Origin of the sequence: Streptomyces sp. NPDC058375, assembly GCF_042723425.1 — a bacterium.
GTDB lineage: Bacteria > Actinomycetota > Actinomycetes > Streptomycetales > Streptomycetaceae > Streptomyces > Streptomyces durocortorensis.
In genome coordinates, this window is sequence record NZ_JBHXJG010000210.1 from 1 (window position 1) to 12,994 (window position 12,994).

At 73.6% G+C, this 12,994-nt stretch carries 17 protein-coding genes; 11 read left to right on the plus strand and 6 right to left on the minus strand.

What is annotated here, in order from left to right; all coding sequences use genetic code 11:
- Positions 1-36 precede the first annotated feature (36 nt).
- Positions 37-975, minus strand: a complete 939-nt coding sequence (gene bla / locus ACFWM7_RS26850) for a class A beta-lactamase (protein WP_383265009.1) — start codon at positions 973-975, stop codon at positions 37-39.
- A 166-nt stretch (positions 976-1,141) separates the two neighbouring features.
- On the opposite strand from bla, the gene ACFWM7_RS26855 reads away from it, so the two are divergent.
- From ACFWM7_RS26855 to ACFWM7_RS26880, 6 genes are all read left to right on the plus strand, one after another.
- Positions 1,142-2,044 (plus strand): LysR family transcriptional regulator, encoded by a 903-nt coding sequence (locus ACFWM7_RS26855; protein WP_383265012.1) that lies wholly within the window; start codon positions 1,142-1,144, stop codon positions 2,042-2,044.
- A complete protein-coding gene (locus ACFWM7_RS26860; protein ID WP_383265015.1) occupies positions 2,041-2,943 on the plus strand; it encodes a serine hydrolase in 903 nt (300 codons plus the stop codon). The genes ACFWM7_RS26855 and ACFWM7_RS26860 overlap by 4 nt, the downstream gene beginning before the upstream one ends.
- 154 nt (positions 2,944-3,097) lie before the next feature.
- Entirely contained in the window at positions 3,098-3,976 is an 879-nt protein-coding gene (locus ACFWM7_RS26865; protein WP_383265018.1) for a phosphatidylinositol-specific phospholipase C/glycerophosphodiester phosphodiesterase family protein, read from the plus strand.
- Between the two features lie 117 nt (positions 3,977-4,093).
- Positions 4,094-4,288, plus strand: coding sequence for a hypothetical protein (locus ACFWM7_RS26870; RefSeq protein ID WP_205085760.1), 195 nt, complete (start codon positions 4,094-4,096; stop codon positions 4,286-4,288).
- Positions 4,289-4,358: 70 nt separating this feature from the next.
- Positions 4,359-5,099, plus strand: coding sequence for a hypothetical protein (locus ACFWM7_RS26875; RefSeq protein WP_383265020.1), 741 nt, complete (start codon positions 4,359-4,361; stop codon positions 5,097-5,099).
- Positions 5,100-5,164: 65 nt separating this feature from the next.
- Positions 5,165-5,302, plus strand: coding sequence for a hypothetical protein (locus tag ACFWM7_RS26880; protein ID WP_383265046.1), 138 nt, complete (start codon positions 5,165-5,167; stop codon positions 5,300-5,302).
- A gap of 72 nt (positions 5,303-5,374) precedes the next feature.
- Here the strand turns inward: ACFWM7_RS26880 and ACFWM7_RS26885 are convergent, their stop codons facing one another.
- On the minus strand, positions 5,375-5,746 hold the full coding sequence (locus ACFWM7_RS26885; RefSeq protein ID WP_383265023.1) for a DUF779 domain-containing protein: 372 nt from the start codon (positions 5,744-5,746) through the stop codon (positions 5,375-5,377).
- A gap of 87 nt (positions 5,747-5,833) precedes the next feature.
- Here ACFWM7_RS26885 and ACFWM7_RS26890 point away from each other — a divergent pair, with 87 nt between their 5' ends.
- Positions 5,834-6,223 carry a hypothetical protein gene (locus ACFWM7_RS26890; RefSeq protein ID WP_383265026.1) on the plus strand — a complete coding sequence of 130 codons (390 nt, stop codon included), beginning with the start codon at positions 5,834-5,836 and terminating at the stop codon, positions 6,221-6,223.
- A gap of 86 nt (positions 6,224-6,309) precedes the next feature.
- A complete protein-coding gene (locus ACFWM7_RS26895; RefSeq protein ID WP_383265028.1) occupies positions 6,310-6,489 on the plus strand; it encodes a hypothetical protein in 180 nt (59 codons plus the stop codon).
- A gap of 275 nt (positions 6,490-6,764) precedes the next feature.
- Here ACFWM7_RS26895 and ACFWM7_RS26900 read toward each other — a convergent pair whose 3' ends face one another.
- A complete protein-coding gene (locus ACFWM7_RS26900) occupies positions 6,765-7,436 on the minus strand; it encodes an endonuclease (protein WP_383265031.1) in 672 nt (223 codons plus the stop codon).
- Entirely contained in the window at positions 7,433-7,615 is a 183-nt protein-coding gene (locus ACFWM7_RS26905; RefSeq protein ID WP_097976778.1) for a DUF6480 family protein, read from the minus strand. Before ACFWM7_RS26905 ends, ACFWM7_RS26900 begins: the two co-directional genes overlap by 4 nt.
- 128 nt (positions 7,616-7,743) lie before the next feature.
- Between ACFWM7_RS26905 and ACFWM7_RS26910 the strand changes: the two genes are divergently transcribed.
- Together ACFWM7_RS26910 and ACFWM7_RS26915 are read left to right on the plus strand one after the other, a co-directional pair.
- Entirely contained in the window at positions 7,744-8,952 is a 1,209-nt protein-coding gene (locus ACFWM7_RS26910) for an aromatic acid exporter family protein (protein WP_383265034.1), read from the plus strand.
- Between the two features lie 125 nt (positions 8,953-9,077).
- On the plus strand, positions 9,078-9,269 hold the full coding sequence (locus tag ACFWM7_RS26915; protein ID WP_383265037.1) for a DUF6381 family protein: 192 nt from the start codon (positions 9,078-9,080) through the stop codon (positions 9,267-9,269).
- A 122-nt stretch (positions 9,270-9,391) separates the two neighbouring features.
- Here the strand turns inward: ACFWM7_RS26915 and ACFWM7_RS26920 are convergent, their stop codons facing one another.
- Complete coding sequence (locus ACFWM7_RS26920) at positions 9,392-10,399, minus strand: PHP domain-containing protein (RefSeq protein WP_383265043.1); 1,008 nt, start codon at positions 10,397-10,399, stop codon at positions 9,392-9,394.
- 101 nt (positions 10,400-10,500) lie between these two features.
- Positions 10,501-12,012, minus strand: coding sequence for a helix-turn-helix domain-containing protein (locus ACFWM7_RS26925; RefSeq protein ID WP_383265039.1), 1,512 nt, complete (start codon positions 12,010-12,012; stop codon positions 10,501-10,503).
- Positions 12,013-12,288: 276 nt separating this feature from the next.
- Between ACFWM7_RS26925 and ACFWM7_RS26930 the strand changes: the two genes are divergently transcribed.
- Positions 12,289-12,900 carry a hypothetical protein gene (locus ACFWM7_RS26930; RefSeq protein WP_383265041.1) on the plus strand — a complete coding sequence of 204 codons (612 nt, stop codon included), beginning with the start codon at positions 12,289-12,291 and terminating at the stop codon, positions 12,898-12,900.
- The last annotated feature ends 94 nt before the right edge of the window (positions 12,901-12,994 follow it).

The window sequence follows — 12,994 nt, forward strand, 5'->3', positions numbered from 1 at the left end:
AGAAAAACTTCCGAGCGGCCGTGTTCGGTCCGACCGCTAGGAGGACAACGAGTCGACGACCACGGAGGCCGCTTCGGCGATCAGCCTGTCGTCCGGCTCCGCGTCCTTCGTGGCGCGGTGCGACAGGATGGCGATCACGATGGGCGCGGAGTCCGCAGGCCACACCACGGCGATGTCGTTGCGGGCTCCGTAGTAGCTGCCGGTCCCGGTCTTGTCGCCCACGACCCAGTTCTTGGGCACACCCGCCCTGATCACCGCGTCCCCGGTGGTGTTGGTCCGCAGCCACGTCGTCAACTGCGCCCGCTCGGGTGCGCGCAGGGCCTTGCCCAGGACGAACGCGCGCAGATCCCCGGCCAGCGCCCGGGGCGTGGAGGTGTCCCTCTTCTCGCCGGGAACCCAGCGGCTCAGCTCCGGCTCCTCCCGGTCCATTCGCGTGACGTCGTCGCCCAGCTCCTCCAGCGAGGCGTCCAGCCCCTTGGGCCCGCCGACGTGGTCGAAGAGGAGGTTGGCCGCGGTGTTGTCGCTGTAGCGCACGGAGGCGTCGCACAGCTCCTTCAGCGTCATGCCGGTGTCCACGTGCTTCTCGGTCACCGGGGAGTTGGCGACCAGGTCCTCGCGGGTGTAGGTCACCCGCTTGTCCATGCCGTCCAGGGAGTAGGTGCTGAGCACGACCGCGGCCTGGAGCGCTTTGAAGGTGGAGTTGTAGGCGAAGCGCGCCCGGTCGTTGTGGGTCACCTCGCGTCCGGTGCCGGTGTCGATCGCGTAGACGCCCAGCCGGGCGTCGAACTTCCGCTCCAGCTTCTTGAAGTCGCCGGTGTGCGGCTTCGGGGCGGCGGCGGAGGCCGACGTGCTCGCGGCGGGCTTGGCGGACGTGGGCGGTGAGGCGGAGTCGCTCTGCCCGCAGGCCGCCAGCGGTACGAGGGACAGCGCGGCGACCAGAGCGGCGACGGCGGTCCTGACGCGGGGGTGATGCATGGGCGAAACCTCCTGGCGCTCCGCTCCGGAGCGCATCGGGGACGGGGCCGCACGGATCCGTCCCGGTACGTGATCATGCCTGCCGAAGCCACCTTCGTCCCCGCCGGTCATGCGGTCCAATACGTTCACGCGCGTTTCCATGCCGAAATCGCATAGGCTCCGGCGCGTGGATCTGGTCGGAGCATGTCGGGCGTTCATCAGCGTCAGTGAGTACGGAGGCTTCACCGACGGGGCGGCCGCCGCGCGGATGTCCCAGTCGGTGGCGAGCCGCCGGGTCGCGGCCCTGGAGGAGCGCTTCGGCGAGCAGCTGTTCGAGCGCACATCGCGGCGGGCGGTGCTCACACCCTTCGGGCGCGACATGCTGCCCGCCGCCAGGCAGCTCGTCCAGGCCGCCGATGTCCTGCTGGACGAGGCCGAAGCCGTCAAGCACAAGCCCTGGCGGCTCGCCGTCCCCGACACCTGTTCCGGCTCCGCCCTGGCCCGCCTGGTCGCCGAAGCGCGTGGGCACGGTGTCCGGCTCGACCTCCGGACCGCCGGGCCGGCGCGCCGCAGGGAACTCCTCCACGCGCACCAGGTGCGCGCCGCCCTGCTCGCCGTGCCCGCGGGGGAGGCGTCCTGGTCCGTGCCGCTCGGGCTGGCCGGGGCTCGGGACAGCGGGGTGCGGCGGATCTACGTCGAGACACTGCGGCTCGGCCGCGCCTCGTCCGGCCCGGCCCGCCGTATCTGGATCCAGCCCGAGGACGACGTGCCGCACATCCGCGACCCGCTGACCCGGCTGCGGGACGCGGCGGGGCTGCGGCCCGCGCAGGTGCTCGCCGCACCCGATCTGACGGCCGCCGCGGCCGAAGTCCTCTGCTCCGAGGACCTGTTGCTGTGCTCCCGGGCCCAGGCGGCGGAACTCGCCCTGGCCTGGCACCCCATCGGCGAGATGACGCCGCGCCGGGGCTACGCTCTCACGGTCGTGGCGGACGGCAACCCCCTGCCCGTGGAAGCGCGCCTGGGCGAGGCCATAGCCCGCTGCCTGAGCGCGGACGACCCGGCCGGTGCCGGGGGAGGGAGGGTGGCATGAACACCGAGACGCTGCTGCGGGACGTGCGCGCCCGGCTGCTCGACGGCGGCCTGCGCGCGTGCCTGCTGGTGCGGGACCTGGACACGGGGGAGGAGCTGGGCATCGAGCCGGACACCGAGCTGCCGTCGGCCTCCCTGGTCAAGGTTCCGCTCGCGCTCGCCACCCTCGAACGCATCCGGCGCGGTGAGCTGGACGGCGCGGCCCTGGTGGACGTGGCGCCCGGGCGCGTCACCACGGCGGGCCCGACCGGCCTCAGCCGCTTCCGGCACCCCGCCCGGATCGCCGTCGACGACCTGCTCTACCTCAGCACCTGCCTGAGCGACGGGACGGCCGCCGACGCGCTGTTCGACCTCACTCCGCCCGCCCGGGTCGGCGACCTCCTCCGGGAAGCCGACCTGCGCGGGATCACGGTCCGGCACCCCACGGAGGAGCTGTTCGACACGCCCGTCGAGCGTTTCGACGCCGACCAGGTGCACCTCGCCCACGCGCTGGCCATCGACGCGGGCACCAGCGGCCGGGGCCACCGGGTGCCCCAGCTCGACACGACCCGCGCCAACACCGGCAGCGCACGCTCCTTCGTCGACCTCCTCCAGGCCGTGTGGATCCCGTCGAAGATCCATCCGGAAGTGGCCGCACGGCTCCGCGACCTCCTGGCCCACAACGTGCTGCGCCATCGGCTGGCCCCCGACTTCAGTTCCGACGCGAGCCGATGGTCCTCCAAGACGGGCACCCTGCTGAATTTGCGGCACGAGATCGGCGTCGTGGAGCACGCCGACGGACAGACCTTCGCCATCGCCGTACTGACCGAGTCGCTGGTCCCGGCGGCCGCACAGCCCGGCGTCGACGCCCTCATGGCCGAGGCCGCCCGGAGCCTGCGCGACCATCTCCGGCAGTTCTAGGAGCGCCCTGGAGCCGCCGATCGGCCACGACCGGCCACGCGCCCCGAGGTGGCCGAAGCGTGAAACATCGCCGAACAGCTGTCAGGTACCTGACGGAAACGGCCGCCGCGCCCCCATACTCGTCGCGACCCCGTCCGCCGCTCAGGGAGTCCCCATGGCCCACCTCACCCGTCGCCGCGCGCTCACGGTCGCCCTCGCCACCGCCGCCGCGGGCATAGCCGTCCCCACCGCGACCGCGGCCGCCGCACCGGCCGGCCCGCGCGGCCCGCGTCCGTTACGCCACGCCCACGCGCACAACGACTACCTCCACCCGCGCCCCCTGCACGACGCGCTCGCCCACGGCTTCACCAGCGTCGAGGCGGACATCTTCCTCGTCGACGGCGAACTGCTCGTCGCCCACGAGCCCGCCACCCTCGACCCCACCCGCACCCTCGCCTCGCTCTACCTCGACCCGCTCGCCGCCCTCGTCCGCGCGGGCCACGGCAGCGTCCACCCGCACCACCGGGCCCCGCTCCAGCTCCTCATCGACATCAAGGCCGACGGCGTCGCCGCCTACCAGGAGCTGGACCGGCAACTGAACCGCCACCACCGCATGCTCACCCGCTACCAGCACGGCCGCGTCGTCCCCAAAGCCGTCACCGTCGTCATCTCCGGCGACCGCGCCGCCCGCGCCCCGATGGAGGCCCAGCACACCCGCCTCGCCTTCTACGACGGCCGCATCGACGACCTGGGCGCCGGGGCCCCGGCTTCCTTCGCCCCGCTCGTCAGCGCCAACTGGACGCAGACCTTCGGCTGGCTCGGCGCGGGCCCCATCCCCCGCGCCGAACGCGACCGGCTCCGCACCCTCGTCGCCACCGCCCACCGCGAAGGCCGCCGCATCCGCTTCTGGGCCACCCCGGACCTGCCGGGCCCCGAACGCGAGGCCGTCTGGACCGAACTGCTCGCCGCCGGGGTCGACCACCTCAACACCGACGACCTGGCAGGGCTCGAAAGCTTCCTGCGCGCCCGGCGGAACACCGCTGCGACCCCGTAACGCGCGACCTGTCGGAAGTACCCGTTCGGCCCACACGCCAGTGCGCCGAACGGCCCCTCCGCTGCGCCACACTGGCGGCCGAAAGCCGCAAATCAGGCGCGGCGGAGGAGGTTGGTCATGGCCATTTCGATCTCACTGGTGCTGCTCCTGGTGATCCTCGCGGCGATCTTTCTGCGCAACGGCGGACTGAAGGTCTCGCACGCCCTGGTCTGCCTCCTGCTGGGCTTCTTCCTGGCCGGTACGAGCATGGCGCCGACCATCCACGACGGCGTCGGGGCCACCGCCGACCTGGTCAGCAGCCTGCACCCCTGACGACTCCCCCCGCCGGCCCCGGACGAGGGGACCGTCCGCACGCGCGCCGGGCATCCCGCACAATGGGCAGATGTCTTTTCCGCCCTCCGGCCGGCACTCGGGCGCCGCGCACCACGAGTACTGCAACACCGGCCTGTGCTGCCGGTGCCAGATGCGGACCTGGACGACCAAAGCGGGCAACGAACGGCTCTGCGGGCCGTGCGCGGCTTGCTGCCACGAGTGCGGCCGGGCCCCCGCGCCCCATCTGGACGGCCTCGACGGCGGGCTGTGCGCCGAGTGCCGCGGACTGTGCGGCCGCTGCCACGCACCCCGGCGCCCCGACGGCTCCTGCTCCTGCGACCGCTGGCGGGAGAACGCCCGGAGCAACCCCCGCGGCTATGTCCTCCAGGCCCTGCCGCACCAACTCCTCCAGGCCCTCGGGGGCAGGGTGCCCAGCACCGTCCACGACCTCATCCACCAGGAGATCGCCGTCCGCAGTGCCGCCCAGCTCCGCGAGCGCATCGAACGGCGCTGGAACCTGCGCTGGGCCCACGCGCTCGGTGAGCTGGACGAGGACGGCCGCCGCCGGTGGAGCGCCCAGGACATCGCCGAACAGCTCCTGCGGCCCGGCTCCTGCACCGACCCGCTCTGCGAGGACGGCTACCACCTCACGACCGACGCCCCGTGCGCCCACTGCCGGCAGCCGCTGCACCGCTTCGTCACCTCGGTCGCCGACCACACGGCTACCACGGAGCACGCACGCTCCACCGCCGCGGAGATCCGCCGGGCCATGAAGGACAACCGCTCCCGCCCGAAGCGTCCGCAGCGCTGAGCGGAACCCCCCGGCCCGGGCATGTTGCGGCAACGTGTCGGACCCACGAAACCCTCCTCGTTTCCATGGACGCGGACGCGGCGGGCAGCGGCACCCACCCGTACGCCGGACCGCTCGGCCGGAACCCCGAGGCGGCCAGCGAGAAGATCACCCCGTCGGCGGCGAGTGCGCCACCGCGACCTTCGACGCGGCCGGCCGGCTGATCACGGTCTGCGGAACGTTAACCGACAACTCGCTGATCAGCCGGGGCGCCGCCCGACGGGCGGCACGCTTCCTCATCCGTTCCCGTCCACCAGCCGTGAACGGATGAGGAAGCGCACCCCCTCCGGAGCCTCCAGCGAGAATCCGCTGCCCCGGCCCTCCACCACGTCCACGATCAGCCGGGTGTGGGCCCACACCTCGTACTGGCTCCGCGACATCCAGAACGGCACGCTCCCGGGCATCCCTTCGACGGTGAGCTCCGCGAGCAGCACATCGGCGTCCCCGGTACGGAAATCACCTGCCGGATAGCACATCGGCGCGCTGCCGTCGCAGCAGCCGCCCGACTGATGGAACATCAACGGGCCGTGGTCCGCCCGCAGTCGGCGCAGCAGAACGGCCGCGGCGCGAGTCAGTTCGACGGCGGGCGATTTCGGGTCACACTCCATGGACCTGCCCCTTTCCGGCCGTGGCGACACTGCGACAACCGGACGCAAGTCAACTCGACCGGACGTTGCGACCGGGTTGCACGGCCTATGCTCGCGCCCATGGAGCAACGGGAAGTCGTGAAGCGCGTGATCGGCATCCTCACAGAGGCGCGCGAAATGCAGCGCCTGCTGGAGGCGGACCTCGAACGGGAAGATCTGGACGCGGGAGCGGGCGCCGTCACCGCCCTGCTGAACGAGACGATGCCCCACATCGCCATCCCCGACGACTTCTCCGTCGAGGAGGTGGTCACCGTCGTCGGGCGCGAGGTCGGCGGCGCGGTCGAACAGCTCGTGAGCGCCTTCACCCTCGCGTTCACGATGCTCGCCCAGGTCCACGACTCCGGGCAGACCGACGTGTCGTCGGCCGACGTCCTCCAGGACCTCGCGCTGCGGGTCGAGGGCGGCGGGCCGGACGAGGACGATGATCCACTGCTGTAGCCCCCGCCTCGGCCCCTGCGTTCTGCCGCGCGGGTATGCATAGTGGAGGGAGAAGCGCATATCTCCCTCGCGGCATGGAGGCAGCTGTGGGAAAGAGCACCGAGATAGCCCGCGCCAAGGCGCGGAGACTCAAAGGCATGATCAAGGAATCGGACGGCATCGCCCTCGAGGACGAGCGGCTGAAGGCCGAGGGCAGGAAGGAACAGGCCGAGGCCCGCCGCGAGGAGGCCCTGGCACGCGCGGCGCGGGGCGCCTCCGACCGCTGAGAGCAGCGAGGCGCCCGGGCCGTCGCGCACGGCACGGGCGCCTTCGCGAACCGCCCGGCGTTCTCGGGAGCTGCGCGTGCGGCGCTCGCGGGACTCACTTCGGGATCTGCGTACGGCGTCGTGGGGCCTACGTCGGGACCTGGTACGGCGTCGGCGTCGTGGGGCCTACGTCGGGACCTGGTACGGCGTCGGCGTGGTGGGGCCTACGTCGGGACCTGGTACGGCGGGCGTCTCGCGGGGCCTACTGGGAACAGCGTCGGCGTCTCGCGCGGGGCTTACTTCCGGGCCCGGGCCGCCTCCTGGACCCTCTCGACGGCCTCCCGGTCGAGGGCCGCCCTGACCAGCGCCGCGGCGAACGCGGCCCGGTCCCGGTCGCGCGCCACCTCGGACAGCCTGGCGGGGGAGGTGGGCAGACCGAGCCGCTCGGCGCCCTGGAGCCCCTTCGCACCGACCCAGAACCCGGTCTCCGGCCACACGGCCTGCACCTCGCGTACGAAGATGTCGGCCCCGGCGGGACCGATCCCCTGGACGCGCCGCAGGCCCGCCCGCAGCGCCTCCCCGTCGCCGTCCGCCTCCGCGCGCAGTCGGCGCAGGTCGCCCTTCCACACGTCGAGGACGAGGCGCGCCCCCTCCCCGAGCTGGGTGGAGGTCCGCTCGTCGTAGCGGCGGTAGCCGCCCTCACCCAGCGCGTCCACGCGCTGCTGCCAGGTCGCGTCCGCCATCCGGCGCGGGGTGCGCATCCCGTCCGCGAACAGCGCCCGCGCGGCGGCCACGGCGACCGAGGCGCGGATCCGGGCGCTCAGCAGATGGCTCAGCACCAGGAGCTGGTAGAGCGGCTGCGGAGTGTCGCGCAGCCGGATCCCCGCCTCCGCCGCATACGTCCGCCCGTACTCCTCCAGCAGCGCGTCGGTGATCCGGCGTGCCGATGCGGACACCTCGCCGCTCATCCGTAACCGAAGATCCGGGCGAGGAAGAATCCGGCGACCACGAGCGCTCCCAGCACGATCAGAGCGGTCCAGACGCCCGGGTGCTCCCACAGCCCTCCGTCCGCCCGTTCCTCGTGGGCCTCGCCGATGGAGCCCTCGGCCGGCGGTGTCTCTCCTGGGGGATTCAGTAGAACAGCCATGACTCCAGGGTCTCTCCGACCGCGGCTCCGCGCACGCCGTCCGGGTTTCGCCCCGGCCCAGGGGGCCGTACGGCGGAGCCCGGACCGGGGGAGCGCTGCGCCGAGCGGAATCGGGGCACCGTCAAGGAATGCCCCGAGTCTCCGCCCCCGTCGTCGTCAAACTCGTGCAGCGCACCACCGAACCCGCCGGGGTGCAGACGCTGCGCTCGACGGCGGCCGCCGTCATCGCCTACTCCGTGGCCGTCTGGTTTCTGCCCGAACCGGCCCCGCTGACCGCACCCCTCACCGCGCTCCTGGTCGTCCAGGTGACCCTCTACGCGACCCTCACCACGGGCATCCGCAGAGTGAACTCGGTCATCGTCGGCGTCCTCATCGCCATCGGCTTCAGCTCCCTGGTGGGGCTGAGCTGGTGGAGCCTCGGCCTCACCATCTTCACCTCGCTGCTGATCGGGCGGCTGGTCCGGGTCAACGAGTTCGTGCCCGAGGTGGCGATCAGCGCGATGCTCGTCCTCGGCGTCTCGCAGGTCGCCGACACCGCCTGGGACCGGGTGTGGGAGACGCTGATCGGCGCGGTCGTCGGCCTTCTGTTCAACCTGCTCCTCGCCCCGCCCGTCTGGGTCGACTCGGCCGGCTCCTCCATCGGGTCGCTGGCCGCCCGGATGGGCACGATGCTGCGCAGCATGGGCGAGGAGGTCGTGGGGAACAACCCCGTGTCCCGGGCCGCCGCCCGCCTCCACGAGGCCCGCAAACTCGACCACGACATCGTGGAGGTCGACGCCTCCCTGCGCCAGGCGGAGGAAAGTCTCACCCTCAACCCCAGGGTGAGACAGGGGCTGCTCCACCGGGTCGTCCTGCGCACCGGGCTCGACACGCTGGAGATCTGCGCCGTCGTCCTGCGCGTCCTGTCCCGCACCCTCACCGACCTGGCGAAGGCCCGTACCGAGGAATCCCTGTTCCCGGCCGACGTGACGGAACTGCTCCAGGAACTCTTCGGCCACCTCGCGGAGGCGATCGAGAGCTTCGCCCTCCTGGTCACGACCCAGCTCGCCGCCGACGCGGAGGCGGCGGAGGACAGACTCTCCGACGCGCTCGCCCGCAGCCGCGCCACCCGCGACCTGGTGGCCGACCTGCTGCTGGAGGACGTCCAGGAGCACCCGCGCCAGTGGCAGCTGCACGGCGCCCTGCTCGCCGAGATCGACCGGGTGCTGGCCGAACTCGACATCGAAGAACGCACCCAACGGCTCGGCGAGGAGCTGGACCGCCGCGCGGCGGAGGCGCACGCGCGCCACCCCCGGCTGCGCGCGCTTCTGCGGCGGCTGGGCCGGCAGCCCGCCTGACCGCCCGCGCCCGCCGCGGCACCGCCGATTGCGGCGATCCGGCCCCGGCCGCGCGGGATGCGCAGGCGGCCGGTCGCTGGTTCGCTGGGGGCAGAGATCCCGTACCCGGCGTCCAAGGAGTGGTGATGAGCGGTTCGGACGAACCCGCCGACCTGGCTCGGCAGATGCGTGAGAAGGCCCAGCAGCTCCACGAGGAGGCAGAGCGCGCGAGCGATCCGCAGGAGCGTGAGCGGCTGGAGAAGAAGTCCCGGACGATCCGGGACCGGAGCGAGCAGCAGAGCGCCATGGAGGCCGGCGACATCTACCCCGAGACGTAGCCCCGCCGACGCCTGCCCACCCCGCCCGCCTCCGGAGAACGTACACCTCCGGGGGCGGGTGCGTGCGGCGCCTAAGGGGTCGGGCCGGCCCGTGCGGTGTCACGGAAGCGGCCGGGTGCGGGTCAGCCGGCCCACTCCAGGAGCCGTTCCGCGCTCCAGGTCGTCACCACCCGGTCCGCCGGCACCCCGCACTCCTCGGCGCGGGCGCACCCCGACCGCTGCCAGTCGAGCTGGCCCGGGGCGTGCGCGTCCGTGTCGATCGCGAAGAGCGTCCCCGCCGCGACGGCCGTACGCAGCAGCCGCAGGGGCGGATCCCGCCGCTCCGGACGGCAGTTGATCTCCACCGCCGTCCCGGCCTCGGCGCAGGCCGCGAAGACCCGCTCCGCGTCGAACCGCGACTCGGGGCGGCCCCGCCCGTCCAGCAGGCGTCCCGTGCAGTGGCCGAGCACATTCGCCTGCGGATGGCGCACCGCCGCCTCCAGCCGCCGTGTCATCGGGGCCGGGTCCATCCGCAGCTTGGAGTGGACGGAGACCACCACCACGTCGAGCTGTTCCAGCAGCTCGTCCTCCTGGTCGAGCGAGCCGTCCGGCAGGATGTCGCACTCGATCCCCGTCAGCAGCCGGAACGGGGCCCACTCCTCGTTGAGCCGCGCCACCACCTCCAGCTGCTCCCGCAGCCGGTCCGGCGACAGGCCGCGCGCCACCGTCAGCCGGGGCGAGTGATCGGTGAGGACGGCCCACGCGTGACCCAGCTCCACGGCGGTCCGGCCCATCTCCTCGATCGGGCTGCCGCCGTCCGACCAGTCCGAGTGCAGGTGGCAGTCCCCGGTCAGCCGGGCGAAGAGGTCCTGGCCCCCCTCGGCGGGCGGCTCCGCCGCGGCTTCCGCCTCCAACCGGTCCAGATAGCCGGGCGTCCTTCCGGCCAGGGCCTCGCGGATCACCTCGGCCGTCCGCGGCCCGATGCCGGGGACGCGCTCCAGGGATTTCGCGGCCACCCGGTCGGCGGCCTCCCCGGGGGCCATCGCGTCCACCGCGGCGGCGGCCGTACGGAAGGCCTTCACGCGGTACGTGGCGGCCTGCGAGCGTTCCAGCAGGAAGGCGATCCGCCGCAGGGCGGTGACGGGATCCATCTCCACCTCCACCTCCACCAGGAGCGTCTGCGGCCGGTACCGGTCCGCCGGGCACGCCGCCCGCCCCACCAGCATGAGCGCACCCGGCCCCGCCCGCCGCTTCAGGACACGGACTCCCCGGCGGCCTCCGTCTCCCCTACGGTCTCCGCCTCGCCCTCGGCCCCCGCCTCCGTGTCGGCCTCGGCGGACACCCAGCGGCGGTCGGCCGTGTCGTAGTCGAGCACGGGCCGCCCGCCCACTCCGCTCGTACGGAACGGCCGCCCGCCGTCGTCGATGCGCACCGTGCCGGACCGGCCGCCGCTGCTCCAGCTCAGCTCAGCGAACCAGTCGCAGTCGCAGCCGATCGTGCGGCCGGTGATCAGGAAGACCTCGGGATCGGTGACCGAGACGCGGTACGGGAAGGCGACCGCCTCGATGGCCTCACCCGAGTCGTTGCCCGCGACCGACCGGGCAACGGGGCGGGGGACGTCGAGATCCACGTCGAACATCCTCGGCGTGAGGGAGCCTCCGCAGCCGGAGCTCATCCGGTAGACCCGGCCCTGCGCCGGTGAGCGGCGCTCGACCACCCGGATCCGAAGGGATTCCAGCACCACGGCACGCTCGTCCCGGCCCTGCAAGGTGATCCGGACACCGGTCTCGCCCGCGTGCACCGCCCCGAGCGCTCCCGCCCAAGGGGCCGCGTCGGCCTCCACCGGGGGCGGCGGTACGGCGGCGGGCGCCCGGTCGACGAGATAGGCGTGGTCGCAGCCGTTCTTCCAGATGTGGTCGTCACCGGTCCAGGTGAACGGAACCCGCCCGGATTCCGGGGACGACGAGGGCCCGGACGCCCGGGGGAGCGTCTCGTCGCGCGGCCCGACGCCGGGTGAGGTGGTCGGCCGGGGGCTGCCGGACGGCGTTCCCCGCCGGGATCCGTGCGCCGTGCCCTGCGGTTTCCCGGGCGTGGGGGAGGCGGAGGGCTCCGGGGCGTCGGCCGGAGGCCCGTCCGGCTGTTGGGCCACCGCCGGCCGCCGGTCGGGCCCCGAGGACCACGGCCGTCCGAAGACCGCGACCAGGGCGAGGACGAGGACCGCGGCGGCGAGGACGCCGAGCCCCTGCCCGTACCGCCGCTTCCGACGCCACCGGAGCACCGGCCTCCCGGAACCCCGCCACCCGGTCACGTCCGACTGCTCGGAGCCGGCGGCGGGGTCGGGCACACGTACGGGTACGGAGCCGGCGGACGGCACCGGGCACGACGTCTCCTCCTGGGGCGGCCCGGAGGCCACGGGCGCCGACGCCCCGGCCACAGCCCCGTCCGCCGCCGGCCCGGCCCCGGTCTCCTCCGTCCCCGCCGCATCCACCACCCCCTGCCGGTCGAGGCGTTCGTCGTCGGCCAGGAGCCACAGGCGGTGCAGCGCCTCCCGCTCCCCGGGCGGTGCTCCGCACAACCGGGCCAGCCGCTCCACCGGGGCGAACTCCGCGGGCACCGTCCGCCCCGTGCAGTACCGGTGCAGCGTCGAGCCGCTGACCCCGATACGGCGGGCCAGCGACGCGTACGTCCGGCCCGACCCCTCCCGCAGCGCGCTCAGCCGCTCCGCCAGCACCGCCCGTGCCGCCCCCTCGGCGTCACCCGACACGCTCGACCTCCCCCGCCGCCGTTCCAGGGCGTTCCAGCCCTCCGAGAACACCCACGTCACCGGGGGTGGGACGGTTCCAGCCCGGCGGGAAGCCGTGTCGCGCTTGTCCGGGTCCGGGGCGGCGGCCCAGGCTGGTGCCGTTCCCGGACCGCCGCCGTACGCCCCACACCGGGCTCCGTACGCCTCGGCGCGACGCCTCACGACCACCACCTGACCGCACCACCGGGACCACGGGCACCACCACCGACCGCACCACCCGAAACGGGGAAACTCACCATGCGTACCGTCCGCACCGCCCTCCTGACCGTCATGGCCGCCGGCCTGACCGCCACCGCCCTCGCCCAGGTGCCAGCCGCCGCGGCCCCGGCCCCCGCCCCGCCGAAGTTCCTGAGCGCGGGCCGGCTGCCCGCGTCCCACACCCCCTGGACAGCCGGCCCGGTACGCCAGGGAGTGCCCGATGAGGGGTCCGTGTGCACCGCCGGAATCGCCCCGGCGGCCGGCACCCGCCACCGGGACTTCCGCACCGAACTGGACACCCACGCCCGCCAGACCACCACGGTCGCCGCCACCACCGCCCAGGCCAGGAAGCTCGCCGCCGAACTGCGGAGCGCCCTGGAGACCTGCCTCGACCGGCTGAAGGAGCAGGACCCCGGCCTGGAGGGGGAGGCGTTCTACCAGGGCCGGATCGACGTCGAGGAAGGCGCGCACGTCTACAGCATCGACACGTCCTACCCGGAGGTCGGCTCCACCGACATCGGGCTGTTCTCCGTGGGCCGCGACGGCCGGACGGTGACCGTCGTCGAGTGGGGGCAGCTGGGCGAGCTGGACGGCGCACCGCTGGAGGGGTTCAAGAAGACGACCCGCACGGCCGTCGCCAAGCTGTACTGATCCCGCCTCCGGCGTCCGGCCGCCACACGGGAGCGGCCGGTCGCCCGAGGTGCGGCTGTCTCTTATAAACAAAAGACGCAGCCCACCACAACAG

Excerpts from the sequence above, each read along its gene's own strand:
- bla (WP_383265009.1), bottom strand. The coding sequence starts at position 975 with ATGCATCACCCCCGCGTCAGGACCGCCGTCGCCGCTCTGGTCGCCGCG.
- ACFWM7_RS26860 (WP_383265015.1), top strand. The coding sequence starts at position 2,041 with ATGAACACCGAGACGCTGCTGCGGGACGTGCGCGCCCGGCTGCTCGAC.
- ACFWM7_RS26865 (WP_383265018.1), top strand. The coding sequence starts at position 3,098 with ATGGCCCACCTCACCCGTCGCCGCGCGCTCACGGTCGCCCTCGCCACC.
- ACFWM7_RS26870 (WP_205085760.1), top strand. The coding sequence starts at position 4,094 with ATGGCCATTTCGATCTCACTGGTGCTGCTCCTGGTGATCCTCGCGGCG.
- ACFWM7_RS26875 (WP_383265020.1), top strand. The coding sequence starts at position 4,359 with ATGTCTTTTCCGCCCTCCGGCCGGCACTCGGGCGCCGCGCACCACGAG.
- ACFWM7_RS26880 (WP_383265046.1), top strand. The coding sequence starts at position 5,165 with ATGGACGCGGACGCGGCGGGCAGCGGCACCCACCCGTACGCCGGACCG.
- ACFWM7_RS26885 (WP_383265023.1), bottom strand. The coding sequence starts at position 5,746 with ATGGAGTGTGACCCGAAATCGCCCGCCGTCGAACTGACTCGCGCCGCG.
- ACFWM7_RS26890 (WP_383265026.1), top strand. The coding sequence starts at position 5,834 with ATGCTCGCGCCCATGGAGCAACGGGAAGTCGTGAAGCGCGTGATCGGC.
- ACFWM7_RS26900 (WP_383265031.1), bottom strand. The coding sequence starts at position 7,436 with ATGAGCGGCGAGGTGTCCGCATCGGCACGCCGGATCACCGACGCGCTG.
- ACFWM7_RS26905 (WP_097976778.1), bottom strand. The coding sequence starts at position 7,615 with ATGGCTGTTCTACTGAATCCCCCAGGAGAGACACCGCCGGCCGAGGGC.
- ACFWM7_RS26910 (WP_383265034.1), top strand. The coding sequence starts at position 7,744 with ATGCCCCGAGTCTCCGCCCCCGTCGTCGTCAAACTCGTGCAGCGCACC.
- ACFWM7_RS26915 (WP_383265037.1), top strand. The coding sequence starts at position 9,078 with ATGAGCGGTTCGGACGAACCCGCCGACCTGGCTCGGCAGATGCGTGAG.
- ACFWM7_RS26920 (WP_383265043.1), bottom strand. The coding sequence starts at position 10,399 with ATGGATCCCGTCACCGCCCTGCGGCGGATCGCCTTCCTGCTGGAACGC.
- ACFWM7_RS26930 (WP_383265041.1), top strand. The coding sequence starts at position 12,289 with ATGCGTACCGTCCGCACCGCCCTCCTGACCGTCATGGCCGCCGGCCTG.